20 protein-coding genes and 2 pseudogenes are annotated in these 19722 nt (G+C 64.6%); 13 read left to right on the top strand and 9 right to left on the bottom strand.

What is annotated here, in order from left to right; genetic code table 11:
- The first annotated feature begins 564 nt into the window (after positions 1–564).
- Both QZY44_RS02290 and QZY44_RS02295 read left to right on the top strand, forming a co-directional pair.
- Positions 565–1845 carry a glycosyltransferase gene (locus QZY44_RS02290; protein WP_295441688.1) on the top strand — a complete coding sequence of 427 codons (1281 nt, stop codon included), beginning with the start codon at positions 565–567 and terminating at the stop codon, positions 1843–1845.
- 270 nt (positions 1846–2115) lie between these two features.
- Positions 2116–2541 (top strand): helix-turn-helix transcriptional regulator, encoded by a 426-nt coding sequence (locus QZY44_RS02295; protein WP_295441691.1) that lies wholly within the window; start codon positions 2116–2118, stop codon positions 2539–2541.
- A 798-nt stretch (positions 2542–3339) separates the two neighbouring features.
- Here QZY44_RS02295 and QZY44_RS02300 read toward each other — a convergent pair.
- The 5 genes from QZY44_RS02300 to QZY44_RS02320 all read right to left on the bottom strand — a co-directional run bounded on the left by QZY44_RS02300 (position 3340) and on the right by QZY44_RS02320 (position 6551).
- Entirely contained in the window at positions 3340–3507 is a 168-nt protein-coding gene (locus QZY44_RS02300; protein ID WP_295441694.1) for a hypothetical protein, read from the bottom strand.
- Positions 3508–3574: 67 nt separating this feature from the next.
- A complete protein-coding gene (locus QZY44_RS02305; RefSeq protein ID WP_295441696.1) occupies positions 3575–4039 on the bottom strand; it encodes a hypothetical protein in 465 nt (154 codons plus the stop codon).
- A 385-nt stretch (positions 4040–4424) separates the two neighbouring features.
- The gene (locus QZY44_RS02310) at positions 4425–4670 is read right to left on the bottom strand and encodes a hypothetical protein (RefSeq protein WP_295441698.1); all 246 of its coding nucleotides are present in this window, start codon (positions 4668–4670) and stop codon (positions 4425–4427) included.
- A gap of 68 nt (positions 4671–4738) precedes the next feature.
- Positions 4739–5854, bottom strand: coding sequence for a hypothetical protein (locus QZY44_RS02315; RefSeq protein WP_295441700.1), 1116 nt, complete (start codon positions 5852–5854; stop codon positions 4739–4741).
- A gap of 154 nt (positions 5855–6008) precedes the next feature.
- Positions 6009–6551 (bottom strand): helix-turn-helix domain-containing protein, encoded by a 543-nt coding sequence (locus tag QZY44_RS02320; RefSeq protein WP_295441701.1) that lies wholly within the window; start codon positions 6549–6551, stop codon positions 6009–6011.
- A 262-nt stretch (positions 6552–6813) separates the two neighbouring features.
- Here QZY44_RS02320 and QZY44_RS02325 point away from each other — a divergent pair, with 262 nt between their 5' ends.
- Positions 6814–7818: a protein phosphatase 2C domain-containing protein gene (locus QZY44_RS02325; protein ID WP_295441702.1), complete on the top strand. Its 1005-nt coding sequence runs from the start codon at positions 6814–6816 to the stop codon at positions 7816–7818.
- 93 nt (positions 7819–7911) lie between these two features.
- On the opposite strand, the gene QZY44_RS02330 is transcribed toward QZY44_RS02325, so the two are convergent.
- Positions 7912–8340, bottom strand: coding sequence for a TOBE domain-containing protein (locus QZY44_RS02330; RefSeq protein WP_295441703.1), 429 nt, complete (start codon positions 8338–8340; stop codon positions 7912–7914).
- Between the two features lie 180 nt (positions 8341–8520).
- Here QZY44_RS02330 and QZY44_RS02335 point away from each other — a divergent pair, with 180 nt between their 5' ends.
- The 5 genes and pseudogenes from QZY44_RS02335 to QZY44_RS02355 form a co-directional block, all read left to right on the top strand.
- Positions 8521–9348, top strand: a complete 828-nt coding sequence (locus tag QZY44_RS02335) for a TOBE domain-containing protein (protein WP_295441704.1) — start codon at positions 8521–8523, stop codon at positions 9346–9348.
- 61 nt (positions 9349–9409) lie between these two features.
- Entirely contained in the window at positions 9410–10162 is a 753-nt protein-coding gene (gene modA / locus QZY44_RS02340) for a molybdate ABC transporter substrate-binding protein (protein WP_295441705.1), read from the top strand.
- 5 nt (positions 10163–10167) lie between these two features.
- Positions 10168–10848 (top strand): molybdate ABC transporter permease subunit, encoded by a 681-nt coding sequence (modB, locus tag QZY44_RS02345; RefSeq protein WP_295441706.1) that lies wholly within the window; start codon positions 10168–10170, stop codon positions 10846–10848.
- The gene (gene modC, locus QZY44_RS02350; RefSeq protein WP_295441708.1) at positions 10845–11936 is read left to right on the top strand and encodes a molybdenum ABC transporter ATP-binding protein; all 1092 of its coding nucleotides are present in this window, start codon (positions 10845–10847) and stop codon (positions 11934–11936) included. Before modB ends, modC begins: the two co-directional genes overlap by 4 nt.
- A gap of 437 nt (positions 11937–12373) precedes the next feature.
- Positions 12374–12619, top strand: a pseudogene (locus QZY44_RS02355) (ATP-binding protein); the annotation flags it as partial.
- 264 nt (positions 12620–12883) lie between these two features.
- Here QZY44_RS02355 and cysG read toward each other — a convergent pair.
- Positions 12884–14290 (bottom strand): siroheme synthase CysG, encoded by a 1407-nt coding sequence (gene cysG, locus QZY44_RS02360; protein ID WP_295441710.1) that lies wholly within the window; start codon positions 14288–14290, stop codon positions 12884–12886.
- 96 nt (positions 14291–14386) lie between these two features.
- Between cysG and QZY44_RS02365 the strand changes: the two genes are divergently transcribed.
- From QZY44_RS02365 to QZY44_RS02375, 3 genes and pseudogenes are all read left to right on the top strand, one after another.
- Positions 14387–14710 (top strand): rhodanese-like domain-containing protein, encoded by a 324-nt coding sequence (locus QZY44_RS02365; protein ID WP_295441726.1) that lies wholly within the window; start codon positions 14387–14389, stop codon positions 14708–14710.
- A gap of 219 nt (positions 14711–14929) precedes the next feature.
- Positions 14930–15156 (top strand): annotated as a pseudogene (locus QZY44_RS02370) (sulfurtransferase TusA family protein).
- 36 nt (positions 15157–15192) lie between these two features.
- A complete protein-coding gene (locus QZY44_RS02375) occupies positions 15193–15672 on the top strand; it encodes a DsrE/DsrF/DrsH-like family protein (protein ID WP_295441712.1) in 480 nt (159 codons plus the stop codon).
- 162 nt (positions 15673–15834) lie between these two features.
- Here QZY44_RS02375 and QZY44_RS02380 read toward each other — a convergent pair whose 3' ends face one another.
- Positions 15835–17142 (bottom strand): outer membrane protein transport protein, encoded by a 1308-nt coding sequence (locus QZY44_RS02380; protein ID WP_295441715.1) that lies wholly within the window; start codon positions 17140–17142, stop codon positions 15835–15837.
- A 397-nt stretch (positions 17143–17539) separates the two neighbouring features.
- Here QZY44_RS02380 and QZY44_RS02385 point away from each other — a divergent pair, with 397 nt between their 5' ends.
- On the top strand, positions 17540–17968 hold the full coding sequence (locus QZY44_RS02385; protein WP_295441717.1) for a hypothetical protein: 429 nt from the start codon (positions 17540–17542) through the stop codon (positions 17966–17968).
- Positions 17969–17977: 9 nt separating this feature from the next.
- On the top strand, positions 17978–19042 hold the full coding sequence (locus QZY44_RS02390; protein WP_295441720.1) for an AI-2E family transporter: 1065 nt from the start codon (positions 17978–17980) through the stop codon (positions 19040–19042).
- Between the two features lie 128 nt (positions 19043–19170).
- Here QZY44_RS02390 and QZY44_RS02395 read toward each other — a convergent pair.
- A partial coding sequence (locus QZY44_RS02395; RefSeq protein WP_295441723.1) for a DUF2076 family protein occupies positions 19171–19722 on the bottom strand: 552 nt, incomplete at its 5' end.

A 19722-nucleotide genomic window follows, 5' to 3' on the forward strand; every position in this document is an offset into this window, starting at 1 on the left:
CGCTCCCGCAACCCCACCGCGAGGGCGCGACCGGCAAGAAGATATTTCCTATTACAGCTCCCGTGCCAACTTACCGGGCTCGTCCAACCACAAGGATAAGTCGTGGCTCGCTCTGCTCGCACGACTCATCCTTCTCGTTAGAAATGTCCGGTATCCGTCCCCTTTGGCGTAAAACATCGGCCGTCGGCCCCAGTTCTGGCGGCGGGGTGCGCGCTCGGCCGCGGCCCGAGTTCTTTTTCCTACTGCCCATGCGGCGGAGGTCGCAGGCCATTGGTCTGGTCCGGTCGATGCCCCGTTGCTCGCTGGGCGGGCCGGCAGGTCGGTCGTCTGGGGCATCACGCCGGCCTCCCATCGCTCGGGACGTGATGCGGAGCCGGCCAGGTCTGGGGGGCGGGAGCGGCGGCGACCACCGCCGTGTGACGCGAATCGACGGATGGCTCTAAGCGCAGGGTTGACCGGCGGCTGACAGCCAAGAGCGGCCATAGCGTATTCATCCAGATGTTTCCTGAAAGCGGCCGCTGCGGTCCATAATGGTTCCTCCCGCATATTCGCGAATGCAACGTAATGAAGATTGGAATGCAAGCTTGGGGAAGCGAAGGGGATATACATCCCTTTACCGCCTTGTCTGCGGGGCTCGTCGAAAGAGGCCACGATGTCACATTGGTGGTGACGGATAACGTTGGTCGCGATTACAGTGATTCGGCTCGACGCTTGGGCTTCAAGGTGATTGCGGTCCCAAACCCGGTTATGGCCTCGACCGAGGAAATCGAGCACGTCTGGCGTCAGATCATCGAGTTGGGCAATCCGATTCGCCAAGCCGAGGTTGTCATGCGATATGGTTTCGATCCGGTAGCTGCCTTGATGTATGAAGCAGCCCGTGATCTGTGTGCTGACAATGATGTCGTTGTAGGCCACTTTTTTGCGTATCCACTTCAGGTGGCCGCGCAGAAGTCGGGGCGGCCGTCAGCAACTGTGAATATTGTTCACAACTGCTTACCGTCGAGTTTGATTTGCCCCCCCGGCCTCCCAAACCTCGGTCGTTGGACATACCCGATGGGATGGCGGCTTGGACGTTCCATGGTCAATCGAATATTCCTTCCCAGAGTAAATGCGCTTCGGGCAAAGGAGGGGCTTCCGCTTGATCAAGATGTAATGCTGGAGAGTTGGACGGCTAGACGCTTAAACCTAATTGCCGTGAGTCCGCAGATTTGCCGGCGCCCTTCCGATTGGGAGGATCGCCATCAAGTTTGCGGATTCCTCAATCCGCCCGCTTCCCCGGCAACGGAAGAATTGCCACCTGGCCTGGACGAGTTTCTGGCGGCCGGGGAGCCACCGGTATATTTCACGTTCGGAAGCATGATGCTCGCCAATCTAAACTACCTTCGGGAGGTCGCAGGCATCTGGATCGACGCGATCCAGCGCGTTGGTTGTAAGGCCGTAATACAGCTTCCTTGGCATGACCTGAGCGTCTTTGAAACCAGCGACATGATCTTCAAGGTTCGTCGTTCGCCGTATACCAAGGTATTTCCTCGGTGCGCCTTGATCGTTCACCATGGAGGCGCAGGGACGACACAAGCAACGTTGCTTGCTGGTAGGCCGTCAATCATCGTTGCGCATGTTTCGGATCAATTCTTCTGGGGGTCAGAGCTTGAACGAATAAAGGTAGGCGGCAGGACGCTAAGGCGGAAAGGTCTAGACGCTAAGGCACTCGCGGCGGGTGTCGCCGACGCCTTGGCTCGACCGGTTCTCGGTATTAGTGCGGGTGAAATGGGGCAGCGCATGAGTCTGGAGTGCGGCGTTACTAGGGCAGCCGTGCTTATCGAACATAGGCTAGGAACCGTATAGTGAATGTCCGCTTGCTGCAGCCGCGAACGGCGGCTTCGGGTCGGCGAGAGACGGGGCCGCCAGGCCAACGCTCAGTATGGTTATATGCGCAAGTGGCCGATAATGTATAAGGTTTCACCACTTAGCCCCCTGAAAGCCTGTCAATCCCCCTGGACCGTAAATTTAGCTTACGGCTAAGGCTATAACAAGGTCCAAGCGGAAAAAATGGCCGCTACAATTGCGCCAAAGCGCTAACTTGTCGCTATAGCGCGCAAAAGTAGGGGAATCGCAATGTCCTTGGCCGAAAATATCAGACGGTTGCGCCGCGACAAGGGATGGACTCAGGGCGACCTTGCCGACCGCACCGGTTTACGGGTCGCGCATATCTCAGAAATGGAGAAAGGGAAGGGGGACCCGAAGCTTTCAACCCTGTACAAGCTCATGCAAGCCCTGGAATGTTCACCGGATTCACTGATGATGGACACTGCCAAGGTGAAAACCGATGCACTCTTGAAACAGGCTCTGGAACGCGCCCTGTCCCTGGACGAAGTTCATAAACGCATTGCGTTACACAATCTGGATATGTACTGCATGGCCGCGGGCATGATCCGGGAAACCGACGCAAACCGAAAATGGCTCCGGCTGTACATCGGGCCGCACGAACCCGTCACGGCGACACCAACAGCGCCAGACCTACCGGAACCGCCCTCAATCTGATCAACCTTTCGGGTCCCTGACACGGGAGCGGCTGCGCCGCGAACGACCATCGCCGTGGCTTCGACTAATCCCCAGCGAAGAAAGAGGGAAGCGGCGGCCAAGTCGGCGGGTTTCAGAGGGGTTTGCCCACATACCCACCCCCCAATCCACGCCCTTAAGGGGGCGTTCCTTGGGGCGTGGATATGTGGACAAACTTGGTTGCGGATAGGCCCGCGGGGGCTAGACCAGCGGAAGATCCACACGAGGTGCCTGAGCTCAAGCACCAGTGGTTTGTGGAGTTGGGGGTCGTCAGGAAAAACCTTATCGTTTAGCCGTGCGATCTTCGCACCAACAGGCGGTATGGTTTTATCGAGTTGGGGGGCTGTCGTCAGAACAAACCTTAGCGTCCTTTGGGGCAATCATTGCCTGAGCCAGTTGTAAGGTATTCTCGTGAAGACCAAGTCGACACTTCCAGGCCGCGGACGGCTGCACCTGGTCCCCGACTGCCGGCGGACCCGCCCGGGGTCGCCTCCCAGGTAAACAGTGCTGCCAGCATGGGCAACCTGGAAGGCCACCCCCAGAGCCGACTGCCGGCGCCCGACGAAGATAGCGTTCTGCACCGCGCCCGCGTCCGCACACCCATGCACGCGACCGCCGGGCCAATGCGGGCGCCTTCGCTCGCTCGTCGTGCCTCCTCGCTCCTCATGCGCCCGCACTGCCACCACCCCCCCAACAGTCACCGAAATACCAGCACGCTTGCCGATCTCTATCTTCGTCGGCCCGTGGGCATCAGCGAAGACAGCCGGGCAGGGCGCCCAGTTACACCACGATGGCCGCCGGCTGACGACTCAGGGCCGCGGCGCCGGCCTGATCCAAGGCCGCCCGACGCTCGGCGCGAATCTGCTGCTGTTGCTCCTTCCACCGCAGTTGCGCCCCGAGCCGTTCCGCAGCGTCGAGGTAGACCAGGGCCACAGGGTCACGGTACAAGTGACGATGAACACGACCGGACAAGGACCAAAAGAGACGGCGCCCGCGCTTTAGATTCATGGTGTCCTCACTGTTGTACCAGACACCGCGCCCCGGTATCGGAGCGCCGCCGGACCTCAAGCAACACCGCGCGCAGTTCAGCCGCATGGCGCTGGAATTGCTCGGGGCTACTGGCATCAATACCCACTTCCCCGCAATACGCAAATTGCTCCCAACCGCAAGCGACCTGGCGCAGCCAATAAACACGCTGGCAATCCTGCGGGTGATTGAACGCCCAGCGAAAGGCTTTGAAGTAGGTCAGGAACAGAAACGGACCGACCGCGAAGACTTCAGCACCAAGCGACAGCGGTTGCATCGTGACTGCTTCGCCCTGATCCGCGTGCGAACAGAACGCGCGATACGGATACATCAACGGTACCGCGCAACCGTCCGGGTCAATGCTCGCGCACCGACTGAACGGACAGACACCGTTGCCGGTCTTCACGACCATGAACGGCACGCGCTTCAATGCTGCTACCATCTGCGAACCCATGACCGACTCCTCTACAGTTGGTTGTGGTCAGGACCCCGGCCCGGGTGCAACCGGATCGGGGTCCGCCTTTCAAAACACGCGAGAACACCGCAAAACGTTTTCAGCGAAGCCCCGCACGTCGCCCGCTCGCCCGCCGTTTGTCTACGTCCTGTGTGCAATGCTCGTTCCTCGCATTTGCACACAGGACGTAGACAAATCCGGCCTACCGACCTGCGCGCCGCTCGGTACTCCTTGCCAGCGCACCGGCCTGAAGGCTTACCGCTTGCGCCGTCCGCTCTTTTCTTCCCGACCAACGCCGACAGCACAGACCCTCAGTCTGAACAGCCGTTCAGCCTTCACGAACGCAGGAGCGGCTAACGCCGCGCAACGGACCGCGGCCATGCCGCTAGGACAGGGGCCGCCCCCAGTCCACCCACCATTGCGCCCCCGCGTCATACAGTGGCAAGGCCACAACACCGAGTTTGTCAATCGCTTGAACCATACGCCGAGCCTCAGCGGCCCCGGGAAACTGCAAGGCCAAGTCTGGATGCCCGGCATAAGCGCACATCATCCAACCCGGCCCTTCCTCGACCGCCGAAAGAAACTCTTCGGCCGCGGTGCCGATGACATAACCCACAAACTTTCTGGACACCGAGAACCCCACGCCAACACAGCGCCGCCGCCTGTCGCGAAGTCCCCACCAGAGTGGCCGGGTTCACGTCAGGCCGCGCGCGACAGATCGCCGAGCCCCGCATACAGGGCCTCGACATCGGCCACCGTGGCAATACGCGCATCCACCGGGCGGGCAATCCGCTGCACACGCGAACCCAAAGTAACCACGTTCGGCCGCGAGCGGATATCCACCCCAGCCACCTCGCGCAATTCCGCCGCAATCCGATAGAAGGTCGCACGACTACGACCCTCGCCCGGTCCGACTTCAACGCCGCCCATCCAAGCGAGCAAGGTTTCAACACGCTGACGCGCGGCCCGTTCACCCAATCCACGCGCCAACAACCGATCAAACACTTCAGTTTTCCAGTCACACACGGTTACACCCTCACTCGTTACCACACCGTATTCTTGCCACTCACAAAACATCGTTTCTTCTGACCACGCATCAACCCATTGCAATGCTTTCGTTACCAGATAATCACCCGACAACCGCACTTCACGCCGAACCCAGCCTTCCACTTTCAACCGATCAGCCAACGCCTCAAGATAGGTGACCACGGCGTCTTGCTCCGGACAACACCGCTTACGCCGCCAGCGCGCCAATTCCTCAAGGACTTCCTCGGCCTTACTGTAAATCGCCACCTGGCGCCGCCGCCGGGTGCCAGCGCGCACCGACAACGGACCCACCGACCGCAACGCTTGACCACGCTTACCGATCCGTTGCAACGCTAACCAATCGAAGTAGGGACCAACCGCCGTCGCCGAACCCAAGCGGACATTCGCCGCGATGTGAACCCACTGGATGCGCGGGCACTGCGGCTCAAGCCGCACGCCTTGACCGTCAGCCCCGGGAATCCTCGCCCGTTCCCCAACGTAGAAGAGCGGCAAGCCGACATCCGCGAGCACCCGGTTATAGACCTCAACCCCTTCCAGCACCGAGGCGCAGCCACGCCCAACCGCTTCCAGGCGGCCCCACTTGGACGGGTTGCCCTGAACCTGGACCCGCCCGCCAGTGCAGCGCACCAATAGCGAAGACTCCCAAGAGCCCTCAAGCCGATCCGACTTGACGACCGACTGCAACACCTCGCCCGTCTTCAAATCGTAGTCAACCCGCACCGCCGACCCCCAGTCGGGCGCGTCCGCATGGTCCTGCGACAGGTCCAAGCGATCGACGTGCAGCGCCGGCCTAGACAGGTCCACCAGACCCCCAAAACCGGGCGTTTGTCTCACCAGTGAGACTAAAGGGGAGTGCTACTAACCCTCCCCTTGGGTTCGACCACGGGACCGGCCGGGTTTTTGGGTGTTCCATTGGGGCGCGTTACCCGACCGACCGCCGCCCACTGGCCGCCGGTTGCGGGTCGGCTTGGTCAAGGCGATCGAGACTGAACGGCACGACCACCGGCCCGCGCTCGGGACCGGCGCCGGGTGCCGCCGCCGGCCGTCCCAGTTGAACCTCGAGTTCGGCCAGGCGGACGCGCAGCGCGGCATTCTGGCGGCCGTACTCGCTGACGAGCTGGCGCCAGAACACCAGTGCATGGAAGTCGGCCGGCGCGAGCCCGTGCCGGGAGAAGCCCGGCGGGAACAGATAGCCGTGGTGCACCTCCCAATCTTCCCAGCCGACCCACGGGACGAAGCCCGCCAGGATCGCCAGCAGGCGCACCGCGGCCGGGGTCGGGTTGCCTTCACAGAGCCACCGGCGATAGGTCCGCAGGGACACCCCGCAGACTGTGGCGGCCTGGGGATTGGTGAAACCGCAGCGCTGTTGCAGCGCCCGCAGAACGGCCAAATTGGCCGCGAAGCCTTCACCGAGTAACTGAGCCTCAGACCAGCCACCACGCGGCCCCACGCACTCTGGCCCCATGGTGAGGATGGCCGATAATGAATATTATGTGAAGTTAAGGCAATTGCGGGAGACTGGGATGTCCGGTGCTCTGCACCTCGGTTCCGTCAGACCCTAGCCCCCGTGCAAACCAGCGAACCCACTCCCGCATCACCAGTGGACCGGAACGCCACCCTACTATAGTCTGCGACCGAGCCCGTCGGCCAAGGCGATCTGGCGCGACCGCGCGGCACCGAGATCCACCAGACTCGGCCAGCCAACCAACAACTCTGGGGGCACAATGATGCAGTTGAGACCAGGCAGTGCTCAGTGGATTGGCGGCCGTGCGGACCAGCAAGACGCCTGCGGCTTCGAGCAAGACGCTGCTGGCGGCTGTCGCGGGGTATTGGCGATCGTCGCCGATGGCATCGGGGGCCTGAGCGACGGCGCGGCAGCGAGCCGGCTGGCCGTGCAGCAGATGCTGGCGGCCTATGCGGGCCGGCGCCCGGACGAACCGATCCCGCAGGCCCTGCGGCACGCACTGAGCGCGGCCAACCGGGCGGTCTATGATGCGGCGTGCCGGGGTGCGGGCGAGTATTCGATGGGCACGACCCTGGTGGCGGCGGCGGTCAAGGGCGACCTGCTCTACTGGGTGTCGGTCGGCGACAGCCGACTCTATCTCTACCGCGGCGCCGACCGCTCGATTACCCAGTGTACCCGGGACCACAACTACCGTAACGAACTGTTGGAGAAGGTTGCCGAAGGCCGGTTGAGCCGGGCGGCGGCGGAGGCCGAACCGGGCGGCGACGCCTTGACCAGCTTCGTCGGGATGCCCGAGATCACGCGGATAGACTGCAACCACAGCCCCGTGACCCTGATACCCGGAGACCGCGTGCTGCTGTGCAGTGACGGTATCCACGGGGTGTTGACACCGGACGAGATGGCGGCGGCGCTGGGCCAGGAGGCTCAAGCGGGTGCCGACGCGGTGATGGCCGCGGTCAAGGCCAAGGGGCTGGAGCGCCAGGACAATTCCACCGTGGCCGTGATTGCGTGTGGGGGTGCGTCCGCACCCTCGGAGTCTGAACACCCCCAGGCCAGTCCCGTCGGCCGCCGTTGGCGCCGCCGACTTGCCATGCTGCTGGGATTCCTGGCCGCGCTGGGCGGCGGGGTCTGGATCGCTCGCGACCTTGGCACCTGGCTGCCCGGCAGTGGACTGGGTGACGGTCGCCCTCCCCGCCCCTCGGCCTTGCCGGCGGAGATTCCGTCGACGGCCCCCCTGGGTACGGGAGCATTGCCCGCCGGGCATTAATCAGTTGGTCCGCGCAGCGGACCGACGCACCCGTACTGGGCACCGCCGCGCCGCTGGCGGGACTCTCGCTATATATTGGTGCAAATAGCGCTATCAGGCCGCCACGCCCAAGATCACCGCGGACGCCTTGAATACCGCGGTGGCCGCCCCACCCTCTTTGAGCCCCAGATCGGTCGCCGCGGCGTGGGTGATGGTGGCGTGGACCTCGGTGCCGCCCGCGAGCGCAATGGTCACCTCGGCACTCACCGGCCCTAGGTTCAATGCCTTCACGGTGCCTTCCAGACAGTTACGGGCGCTGATCCGCAGCCCGGAGGAATCGGTCATGACCAGGACCGAGGACGCCTTCACCAGCGCCACGACCTCCCCACCGGACTTCAAATTCAGTGCATTGGCGCTCTCATTGGTCACCATGGCGACAATCTTCTGACCGCCCGCCAGGGTCACATCGACCTCGCTGTTGACTGCACCGGCCTTGACGGCCGAGATCGTGCCGGAAAACTGGTTGCGTGCGCTGATTTTCATGATAAACCTCTAGAAATGGGAATAGGACAGCCGCGGAATTGGTCCCACCGGACCACCGCGAGCGTCGCAGTGTAGGCCGTACCGGAGGCTAGACTCAACCATAGCGTACGGTTGACGTGGCCCCCGCTTTGCCTGTCAAATAGCACCGGCGCTATAGTCTGCGTTATATAGAGAGAGTCCATGTCACTCAATCCGAGCGGCTTTCCGCGGTTGGTCGGCACGCTGTCGGTCAACACCGAAGTGGGCGCCTTCCTGGGCGATACCCGCATCCGGCTGCTGGAGGCCATCGGGCGCCACGGCTCCATCTCGCGGGCAGCGAAAGCGGTGCCGATGTCCTACAAGGCCGCCTGGGATGCCCTGGATGCCATGAACAACCTGGCCGACTCCCCCCTGGTGGAGAGCGCCGTGGGCGGGCGTCACGGTGGCGGTACCCACCTCACTGACTTCGGGCGTCGGCTGATCACCTTGTACCGGGCGGTGGAGGAAGAATACCAACAGGCCGTGGAGCGGCTCGCCCGCGGGATGGACGCGGGCGAAACCGGCGAACAGTACAAATTCCAGTCCCTGCTGCGGCGCCTGTCCATGCGCACCAGCGCCCGCAACCAGTTTGTGGGCACCCTGGCGAGCCTGCAGACAGACGAGGTGAACGCACAGGTGGTGTTGCGCCTGGACGACCACACGCAGGTTACGGCCATCGTCACCCGCGACAGCGCCGAGGCCCTGGGGCTCACGCTCGGACTCGAGGTCCATGCGCTGGTGAAGGCGTCCGCCGTCATGCTGAGCACCGACCCGGGGCTGCGAACCTCCGCGCTCAACCATCTGTGGGGCAAGGTCAGCCGCATCCACGAGGGTCCCGTCGATGCGGATGTCACCCTGATCCTGCCCGGCGGGCGGACCCTCGCCGCGGTGATCACCCCGGAGGGTCTGGGCCGGCTCGACCTGCTGCCGGGCCGGGACGCCTGTGCCGTGTTCCAGGCGTCCAGCGTGATCCTGGCGACCGTTATCTAGACGCTGCCGGGCCGCCGCCCCCGTTTCCATCATCAACTCCATTTTCTTAGGAACCGTTACCATGAAGCCAATCATCAAGTTGTCGCTGGCGTTCGCCCTCATCGCTGCCGCCGTCGGCGCGCGCGCCGATGAGGTCCAGGTGGCTGTCGCCGCCAACTTCACCGCGCCCATGAAAGAGATCGCTGAGGCCTTTGCGAAGGCGACCAATCACAAGGTCGTCGCCGCCTTCGGCTCGACCGGCAAGTTCTACTCCCAGATCCAGAACGGCGCCCCTTTCGAAGTCCTGCTCGCCGCGGACGCCGAGACCCCGGCCAAGTTGGAGAAGGAGGGCAGCGCTGTGGCCGGGTCCCGCTTTACCTATGCCATCGGCAAGCTGGTGCTGTGGAGCGCCAAGCCGGACTTCGTGGACCAGAAAGGCAAGGTGCTGAAGCAGGGTAAGTTCGAGCACCTGTCGATCGCCAATCCGAAGCTCGCCCCCTACGGTGCCGCCGGCGTGGAGGCCATGAAAAAGCTGGAGGTCTTTGGCGCCCTGGAACCCAAGCTGGTGCAGGCGGATAACATCGCCCAGGCCTTCCAGTTCGTGCAGAGCGGCAACGCGGAGCTCGGTTTCATCGCCCTGTCCCAGGTCTACAAGGAGGGCAAGGTAGCCGATGGCTCGGCCTGGATCGTGCCGGCCAAGCTCTATAGCCCGATCCTCCAGGACGCCGTGATCCTCGCCAAGGGCAAGGACAAGCCGGCCGCCATCGCGCTCCTCGACTTTCTGAAGGGCGAGAAGGCGCGGGCCATCATCACGTCCTACGGCTACGGCCTCTGATCGCCATGGGCCTGACCGCGGAAGACTGGGGCGCCATCCGCCTGACCCTGGAGCTGGCGTCGCTCTCGACCATCCTGCTACTGCTGATCGGCACGCCCATCGCCTGGTGGCTGGCCCGCAGCCGCTCCTGGTGGCGACGCCCGGTTGCCGCGGTGGTGGCCCTCCCGCTGGTGCTCCCGCCGACGGTGATCGGCTTTTACCTGCTGGTGACCATGGGGCCGAACGGCCCCTTGGGTCAGCTTACCCAGGCCCTGGGGCTGGGGCTGCTGCCCTTTACCTTTCCGGGCCTGGTGATCGGGTCCGTCATCTATTCCATGCCCTTCGTGATCCAACCGGTGCAGAACGCCTTCCAGGCGATCGGCGACCGGCCGCTGGAGGTCGCCGCCACCCTGCGCGCGAGCCCCCTGGACACCTTCTTTACGGTGGTCCTGCCCCTGGCACGGCCAGGTTATCTGACCGCCGCCGTGCTGGGCTTCGCCCACACCGTGGGCGAATTCGGGGTGGTGCTCATGCTCGGCGGCAACATCGCCAACCGCACCCGCGTGGTCTCGATCCAGATCTATAACCACGTGGAGGCTTTGGAGTACACGCAAGCCCATTGGCTCGCGGGGATCCTGGTGGTCTTCGCCTTCCTGGTCCTGCTGACCCTCTACAGCCTCGGCAACCGCGGGCAGGTGTGGCGGTGAGCGCTGACGTCGGCGACGGCATTGCCGCGCGCTTCCACATCGCGTTTCCGGGCTTCACCCTGGATGTCGACCTGCACCTGCCCGGGCGCGGGGTGATCGCCCTCTTCGGCGCCTCCGGCTCCGGTAAGACCACGGTGCTGCGCTGTGTCGCCGGGTTGCAGCGGGCCGCGGCCGGCTACCTGCGGGTGAATGGCGAGACCTGGCAGGACGAGGCCCAGGGCCACTTCCTGCCCACCCATCGGCGCCCCCTGGGTTATGTCTTCCAAGAGGCCAGCCTGTTCTCGCACCTGAGCGTCAGGCGCAACCTGGCCTTTGGGCAGCAGCGCATCCCGGTCGCGGACCGGCGGGTTTCCTGGGGTCAGGCGATTGAACTGCTGGGCATCGGCCACCTGTTGGAGCGCGCCCCTGGCGGGCTCTCCGGCGGCGAGCGGCAGCGGGTCGGCATCGCCCGCGCGCTCCTGACCAGCCCGCGCATCCTGCTGCTGGACGAGCCGCTGGCCGCCCTGGACCATCAGCGCAAGCAGGAGATCCTGCCCTATCTGGAGCGGTTGCACGATGAGCTGTCGATCCCGGTCCTCTATGTCAGCCATGCCCCGGACGAGGTGGCGCGCCTCGCCGACCACCTGGTGGTGATGGAGGCGGGTCGGGTGCTGGCAGCCGGGCCACTGAGCGAAACACTGGCCCGCCTCGACCTGCCGATCCGGCTCGGCGAAGACGCGGGTGTGGTGCTGGCGGGGCGGGTCGCCGAGCGCGATGAGCGCTGGCACCTGTTGCGCGTGGAGTGCGGCACGCAGAGCCTGTGGGTGCGCGACTCGGGGCTCCCGCTGGGCCGTGCGGTGCGGGTGCGCATCCTCGCCCGCGACGTGAGCGTCGTCCTGGAGCCGGGGACCGGGACCAGCATCCAGAACACCCTGCCCGCGCGGGTCGACTCACTCGGCGCGGACGACCATCCGGCGCTCGCCCTGGTCAAGCTCCAGGTCAACGGCACCGCCCTGCTCGCCAGGGTGACCTGCCGGGCCGCCGAACAACTGGGGCTGGCGCCGGGTCTGCCGGTGTGGATTCAGATCAAGGCGGTGGCGGTGCTATAGGGGTGACCACGGCGGGCTTTGATCATCGTTCCGACCAGCCGTGGTCCGTCCGCAACCGGTCGAGGCTTTAGTCGGTGGCGGCTCGCGATATATCCGAGAAGAATCAGTGGCGCCTGCACGCCGGACCGGCTAACGGCCATGGCGCCCGCGCCACCCCACAAGATGAAAGTGGCGGGCGCCTTGGCCGTTCCCCCTCCCCGCCCCTCCCCCACATGGGGGGAGGGAGAAGTGGAGCGCGCTCCCGGCGCGACTTTCACGGTAAGATCGAGGCCGAGCGCCTCGCTCTGGAGCGAGTGGAACTCTCCCTCGCGCAGGTCCTCGACCGAACGGTGGCCATGGTGCGAGATCGGGTGGCGGAGAAGGGTCTGCGGTTGGCGGTCCAGATCGACCCGGGCGTCCCGGCCCGCCTGCGCGGCGACCCGCTGCGCCTGGGCTAGATGGTACCGAACTATATCGCCAACGCCATCAAGTTCTCCAACCAGGGAGAGATCCAGGTGCGCGCCAGTGTCGTGGAAGACGCGCCGCAGAGCGTCCTGCTGCGCATTGATGTTCAGGACCAGGGGATCGGACTGGCTGGCGAGCAGCAGCGCCGGCTTTTCCAATCCTTCGTCCAGGCCGACAACTCCACCACGCGGCAATACGGCAGCACCGGGCTCGGGCTCGGGCTCGTCAAACGCCTGGCCGCCCTGCTGGGGGGGCGAGGTCGGGTTGACGAGCGCCCCGGGCCAGGGCAGCACATTCTGGTTCACCGCGCGACTGGAGCGCGCCGAGCGGGACGCCAAAGAGGTCCCGACCGATTGATGCGGATGGACATGCCGATGCCGCTCATGGACGGACTCGACGCCACCCGCGCCACCCGCGCCCTGCCCGACCGTTGCTACCGATCCTCGCCATGGCCGCCAACGCCTTGGCGTGAGATACTCCGGCTCACAGGCATCCACTTGGGGTCAGCCCCCCGGCAGCGGATCGGCACCGGGGCGAAACCAGGCGAGCTGCTCACGCAGCCGCACCACCTCACCGACGATGATCAGGGTCGGCGGCTTGGGCAGGTCCGCGGCCACCAGCCCCACAATGCTGCTCAAGGTACCGACATAGACCCGTTGCTGGTGGGTCGTTCCCTGCTGGACCAGGGCGACCGGCATCGCGGCAGCGACGCCGTGCTCGATCAGCTGCTCGACGATGATCGGCAGTCCACCCAGGCCCATGTAGAAGACCAGGGTCTGGCCCGGATAGGCGAGTTGCGGCCAATTGAGATCGATGGTGCCATCCTTGAGGTGCCCGGTGACGAAGGTGACCGACTGGGCATAATCACGGTGGGTCAGGGGGATGCCGGCATAGGCGGCGCACCCGGAGGCGGCGGTGATGCCGGGGACGACCTGAAAGGGGATGCCCTGCGCCGCCAGGGTCTCAATCTCCTCCCCGCCGCGGCCGAAAATGAAGGGGTCCCCGCCCTTGAGCCGCAGCACCCGGTGCCCATCGCGGGCCAGGTCAGCGAGCAGGCAGTTGATGTCCTCCTGGCGCATGCTGTGGTGGGCGCGCTCCTTGCCCACGTAGATGCGGCGGGCATCGCGCCGCGTCATGTTGAGGATGGGCTCGGCCACCAACCGGTCGTAGACTACTACGTCGGCCTGCTGCATGAGCCGAAGCGCGCGAAAGGTCAGGAGATCCGGGTCACCCGGTCCCGCCCCCACCAGATAGACCTCACCCAGGTTAAGCCCCTGCGCGCCCGGGGCCAGCTCGCGCTCCATGGCCGCCTGCGCCTCGCCCAGCTGGCCGGCGAAGACGCGCTCGGCGACAGGCCCTGCCAGGACCCGATCCCAAAAGCGGCGACGCGCGTGCACCTCCGGCAGGCGTGTCTTGACCCGGTCGCGATAGCGGGCACACAGCTCCCCCAGACGTCCATAGCCCGCGGGGATCATGGACTCGAGCCGGGTACGCAGCAGGCGTGCCAACGCCGGGGAGGCCCGGCCGGTGGAGACGGCAATCACCACCGGGTTGCGATCGATCACCGAGGGCAGCAGGAAGGTGCAGGCATCGGGATCGTCGACGACATTGACCGGGATGTCTTGCGCGGTGGCAAGCTCCGCGATGCACCCGTTCACCGCCCGGTCGTCCGTGGCCGCGATCACGAGCCGCATACCGGCGATGTCGGCGCGCTCAAAGGGGCGGGCCAGGTGGCGGAATTCCCCCGCCGCGCCCATCCGGACCAGGTCCGCCGTGATCCGGGGGGCGACCAGGGTGACCGCCGCACCGGCGCGCAACAGGCTGCCGAGCTTGCGTTGGGCGATGGCACCACCGCCGACCACCAGGCACGGTTTACCCGTGACAGACTGAAAAATAGGTAAAAATTCCATAGATCTCTGAGTAGGCCCGTGGCAAGCGCGGCGTTGAGTTGACGCGCGAAAAATACTAATATAGTAAAATACTAAAGCCTATGGCAGATGGACAACGTGGTCAACGAGATCGATTCAGAGTCACTGCACCGGCGCCTGGCGGCCGGTGAGGACCTCCTGCTGGTGGACATCCGCACCCCGGGGGAGGTCGCCGGGGGCGCCATCCCCGGGGCACGGATGCTGCCTATGCACCTGCTACCCTTGCAGCTGGCCGAACTGCCCCAGGATCGCGACCTGGTGCTCTACTGCCGCAGTGGCGCGCGCTCCTACCAGTCCAGTGCCTACCTCAAACAACAGGGGTGGGGACGGGTACTGAACCTGCGCGGCGGGATCATCGCCTGGGCGCGGCACGGTTACACGATCGCGCCCCCGGGACATTGAGGCGCCGCGGCGGTGACGCCGCTCACCGCCGCGGCATTGTTCGCTGACACGGCCTGGCCAGCCCCATTATTTTCTGCTTTCCATCGCGTTTATTTCATTTTTTTGGCACTGCAAATAGAATATTTTCAGATAATTATCATTATTCATTTGCGAAAATATCAGATTCATTCAGTACCTTTTCGTCTACCCTGAAACAACGCAAATCCGGAGGTACACCCCATGGCCCATGACCAAGAGCTCGACGCCAGCGGTTTGAACTGCCCCTTGCCGATCCTGCGCGCCAAGAAGACCCTGAACGCCATGGCCTCCGGGCAGGTGTTACACATCATCGCCACCGATTCCGGCTCGGTGCGAGACTTCGACGCCTTCGCCAAGCAGACCGGTAACGAACTGCTGGAGTCCAGGGAAGAGCCGGAAAATTCCACTACCTGATCAAGAAGGCCTGATCCCCGACCCGCCGCCAACACCACCTGGAGGACCCGATGGCTCGCAAGAAGCTCACGATCATCGCCACCAAGGGCTCACTGGATTGGGCCTACCCGCCCTTTATCCTCGCCTCGACCGCGGCCGCGCTGGACTATGAAGTCCAGATCTTTTTCACCTTCTACGGGCTGCAGCTCCTGAAAAAGGAGCTGGATCTCAAGGTGACCCCACTGGGCAACCCCGGTATGCCTATGCCCGGCGGCATGGAACGCTTCATGCCGGTGCTGTTGACCGCCATGCCCTTCATGCAGCGGATCATGACCACGATGATGAAGGCCAAGATGAAGAAGAAGGGCGTCGCCAGTATCGAAGACTTGCGCGCCCTTTGCCAGGAGGCCGAGGTTAAGCTCATCGCCTGTCAGATGACGGTGGATCTGTTCGATCTCAAGCACGCGGATTTCATCGACGGGGTGGAGTTCGGGGGGGCCGCAACCTTCTTCGAGTATGCCGGCGAGAGCGACATCTGCCTCTATATCTGAGAACATAGGTCCGGGAGAGTCGGTCGGCGCTTGTGGCTCCCACGCTCCTGCGTGGGAGCAAGTGAGGGCGCTCTTCGTCCAGTGCCAAGACCGGACGCGGAGTGCCCGCGCCGCATTCCCACGCAGGAGCGTGGGAACGAGAAATGCCCTGCCTGGCTCGCCTCAGAAGGTCGCCACCACCTCAATGCCGACCACGTGCGCGCTCATCTCATATTGGCCATTGAGCGCGGTAGTCCCGTTGACGCCACTGGTGGCACTATAAGGGACGCTGCCGGAGTAGTTGCGCTTCTGGCCCATGACATACATGTACCCGGCCTCGACGGAGAACATGGGGGTCAGGGTCTGGGCGATACCAATACTGAAGGTGTGGCGATCGGTGTCTGGCACCCGCGCGCTGAAGTAGCTGTTGCCCTGGCCGGTCTGATCATAGGCATAGCCACAGCGCAGTTGGGTGGCCGGCCGCACCTGCCAGGTCAGGCCCAGACGGAACGCGCTGGCGTCGTTCCAATTATTGGTCTCGGTTGAGATCGTGGTGCCGGTCCCATCGCCCGTCACCGACAACTGGCGGAATTGGCTCCAACCCGTGTAGGTCCAGTCGAACTCTGCCGCCAAGTCCTTGGTAAACTCATAGCGGGCGCCCAGTTGCAAACGCCAGGGCAGATCCAGATTCAGGCTGGCCGGCTGGGCGGGCGCCAGTCTCCCGAGCGCCACCAGCGTCGCATTGGCCGGGGTGTAGTCACCACTGAGCTTGAGCGTCGCGGCGGAGTGGAAGCTCAGGCCCAGGGACAGGGCGTTGACCCGATACAGTGCCCCGAGATTAAAACCGTACCCGGTCCCATCCCCACTCATCTGTCCCATATTGGAGTCCAGCCGGGCCGACCTGGCCCAGTAGATATCCATGCCGACCGCCAGGCTCAGGTTGTCATTGACCCGATAGGCGCCAGTCGGCGCCACGTCCAGGATCTCGAGCTTACTCGCCGTGGGGTGATTGCCGCTGGGGACCGTGACCGTACTCCGCGTTCCGGGCACCGGGATCGTCGCACTCTGACTGAGCGCCGGAAAGGTCCCATAGGTCCACCGGGTCTCCAGGCCAAAGGGCGTGGTGACCCCAAGCCCCAGGCGCCATTGATCCTTGATCTTGATCACCGCCTGGAGCATGGGTCCCGCGACCCAGGCCGCCCCGTTGCTGGAGTGATTGCCGCTGGCCGTGTTGACGGAGAAACTGGGGGCAATCATCAGTGCACCCAAGGCCAGACTGGATTTATCCTGGAAACCCATGGCCGCCGCGTTGTAGGGGATGGCGCCGAGCTCCTTGGGGTTGGCGACCATGGCATTGGCGGTCGCGACACCCGCGGCGGAGGCCTCCGGCAGCGCGAAGCCGGAGGCCAGCGCGCTGCCCTGGGCACCCAGGATGCCGATGGCGCCAGTGATCAGGGCCGCGGCGCGTGCACGTGTAATCTTCGCATACATGACTGATCCCCCAGAAGAGCTAAGTTGTTGTCTGTTTTCGATATGGCGCGATCCTCGCCGCCGGCGGTCGGCCTGGCCGTGCCTGCACCCGCAGTGGCGCGCCGGCAACAGGGCAGTCGGGCGGCGCACAGGCCCTACTCAAGCCCGGCGACTGACTTGAAAACCTGAGCGAATCCGTCTATCTAAGGAGATCAGTCGACACCTTCAGCGGGCGAACTGTAGGCGAAGCGACGCCCGATTGCTACCATTTGTTGCGATGACATGGCAGTCGCAAAAACGCGACATGCGGCTGCGCAGCGCGGCCCTGCAATACCCGTGAGATCAGGAAACCTAGACTCAAATCATGTTTTTATGCTATATGGCTCGGCCATCCCCGCAGATCTCAAATCAAGCTATCATGTTGACGTCCAAGGATGCGCCCGATCCCACGCCAGAGTCCGAACCCGCGCAACGCCTGATGCGCCTCTACTGCGGGCTCGGCAACGCGGATCAGCACAGCCTGCTGGCCTTTGCCGAGTTCCTCGCCCGGGGTGGTCGGTTGGCAACAGCGCCCGCGCCGAGCCCGGATGAGACCCCGGATGAGCACCGGTGTCAGGAACCCAGGACGCACCCCCGGCCGGCGCAGGAAACGGTGATCGCCGCCATCCGCCGCCTGACCCTGACCTACGCCATGCTCGATCGCGACCCCATGCTCCATGAGACCGCCGCCCTGATGACCGCCCATGTGCTGCATGGCCGCCCGGCACCCCAGGTCATCGACGACCTGGAGGCCCTGTTCCTGCGTCATTTCCAGAACGCCCGGACGGGCCTGCACCGGGGCGGCTAGCCGATCGCCATGGGAATTATCGCCGACTGGTTCCGTCGCTATCTCTCCGACCCCCAGCTCGTCTTCCTGACGCTGCTCCTGCTGACCCTGACCGCCGTCATCCTGACCCTCGGCAACATGCTGGCCCCGGTGCTGGCCAGCATGGTCGTTGCCTATCTGCTGGAGGGCCTGGTCGGCGTCTGCGAACGCCACGGCCTGCCGCGCACGGCCAGCGTGTTGGTGGTCTTTATCGGCTTCCTGCTGTTCGTGGGCCTGCTCCTGTTCGGGGTGCTGCCGCTCGTGTCCCGGCAGGTCACCGAACTGGTTCAGCAATTGCCCAATATGATCAACGAGGGGACGCGGGCACTGGTGGAACTGCCGGGGCGTCACCCGGACCTGGTCAGCACCGAGCAGATCGACGAGCTGATCGGCTCGCTGCGCTCCGAGGCCGTGGCCTTCGGTCAGCGGGTGCTGTCCTGGTCCCTGGCGGGCGTGGTCGGGGTGCTCACGGTGGTGGTCTATCTGATCTTGATGCCGCTTCTGGTATTTTTCTTTCTTAAGGATAAAGACTTGATTCTGGATTGGTTTCGGCAGTACCTGCCGGAGCACCGGCGCATCGCCAACGCCATCTGGGTCGAGGTCGACCGGCAGATCGCCAACTATGTGCGCGGCAAATTCTGGGAGATCCTGATCGTCTGGGCGTTCAACTATCTCATTTTCCTGTCCTTCGGTCTGCGCTATGCGATGCTGCTGGCCCTGCTCCTGGGGCTGTCGGTCATCGTGCCCTATATCGGGGCCGTCGTGGTGACGGTGCCGGTAATCCTGATCGCCTGGTTTCAGTGGGGCTGGTCCGCGGAGTTCATCTGGCTCGCAACCATCTATGGCATCGCCCAGGCCCTGGATGGGAACGTCCTGGTCCCGCTGCTGTTCTCGGAGGTGGTAAACCTCCACCCAGTCGCCATCATAGTCGCCATCCTGGTCTTCGGCGGGCTGTGGGGATTCTGGGGCGTGTTCTTCGCCATCCCGCTCGCCACCCTGGTGCATGCGATCCTCATCGCCTGGCCAGCCCAGCACGCGGCGGGACGGGATAGTTAACGGCCATGGCGCCCGCAGCACCCCGCAAGATGAAAGTGGCGGGCGCCTTGGCCGTTCCCCTCCCCGGCCCTCCCCCAATAGGGGAGGGAGAAGTGGAGCGCGCTCCCGGCGCGACTCTCACGGTAACGTCAGAAGCCCCCGAAGGTATCGAAGTCCGCCGCGTCGTTGTCCGCCAGCAGGTCACCCGAGTCGTCCAAGTCATCCGGTAGTTGCGGCTCATCGTCGCGTTGCTGCGCCGCCGCGGACTGCGCCTGGGCGGCCGCCGCCTCGGCCTGTGCCGCGGCGGCCTGAGCCTGGGCGGCAGCGCTCTGCGCACCGAGATCGGACAGCCCTGCCGCATGGGCCTGCCCCACACCAAAGAGACTGCCCAGCGCACTCGCCGCCATCATGCCGCCCGCCACCCCCGCCGCGGTCGTCAGGGCCGACGACAGGAAACCGCCGCCGCCCGCTTGGCCCTGCCCGAACAGACCACGCGCGGCCGATGGCGCGCCGTATTGCGCCCCTGGCGGCAGCGCCGGCACCCGCTCCTGCGGCTCTGCCGGTGCTGGATTGGACCAGCCCCGACCGGAGGCCGCCGCAGTCTGGGACCCATCGGCGCTCCCCGGCGTCGGCTGAGGCGAGCCAAACGACTGACCGGCGCCAGCCCCGAAAAGCCCGCCCAGGAAGCTACCGCCGGCCGC

Source organism: uncultured Thiodictyon sp. (assembly GCA_903837595.1).
In the GTDB taxonomy this organism is placed as follows: domain Bacteria; phylum Pseudomonadota; class Gammaproteobacteria; order Chromatiales; family Chromatiaceae; genus Thiodictyon.

Coding starts and splice junctions, on each gene's coding strand:
- QZY44_RS02305 (WP_295441696.1), bottom strand. CDS start 4,039: ATGGGTTCGCAGATGGTAGCAGCATTGAAGCGCGTGCCGTTCATGGTC.
- QZY44_RS02320 (WP_295441701.1), bottom strand. CDS start 6,551: ATGGGGCCAGAGTGCGTGGGGCCGCGTGGTGGCTGGTCTGAGGCTCAG.
- QZY44_RS02375 (WP_295441712.1), top strand. CDS start 15,193: ATGGCTCGCAAGAAGCTCACGATCATCGCCACCAAGGGCTCACTGGAT.
- cysG (WP_295441710.1), bottom strand. CDS start 14,290: ATGGAATTTTTACCTATTTTTCAGTCTGTCACGGGTAAACCGTGCCTG.
- QZY44_RS02335 (WP_295441704.1), top strand. CDS start 8,521: ATGTCACTCAATCCGAGCGGCTTTCCGCGGTTGGTCGGCACGCTGTCG.
- QZY44_RS02325 (WP_295441702.1), top strand. CDS start 6,814: ATGCAGTTGAGACCAGGCAGTGCTCAGTGGATTGGCGGCCGTGCGGAC.
- QZY44_RS02330 (WP_295441703.1), bottom strand. CDS start 8,340: ATGAAAATCAGCGCACGCAACCAGTTTTCCGGCACGATCTCGGCCGTC.
- QZY44_RS02390 (WP_295441720.1), top strand. CDS start 17,978: ATGGGAATTATCGCCGACTGGTTCCGTCGCTATCTCTCCGACCCCCAG.
- modA (WP_295441705.1), top strand. CDS start 9,410: ATGAAGCCAATCATCAAGTTGTCGCTGGCGTTCGCCCTCATCGCTGCC.
- QZY44_RS02290 (WP_295441688.1), top strand. CDS start 565: ATGAAGATTGGAATGCAAGCTTGGGGAAGCGAAGGGGATATACATCCC.
- QZY44_RS02380 (WP_295441715.1), bottom strand. CDS start 17,142: ATGTATGCGAAGATTACACGTGCACGCGCCGCGGCCCTGATCACTGGC.
- QZY44_RS02295 (WP_295441691.1), top strand. CDS start 2,116: ATGTCCTTGGCCGAAAATATCAGACGGTTGCGCCGCGACAAGGGATGG.
- modB (WP_295441706.1), top strand. CDS start 10,168: ATGGGCCTGACCGCGGAAGACTGGGGCGCCATCCGCCTGACCCTGGAG.
- QZY44_RS02385 (WP_295441717.1), top strand. CDS start 17,540: ATGTTGACGTCCAAGGATGCGCCCGATCCCACGCCAGAGTCCGAACCC.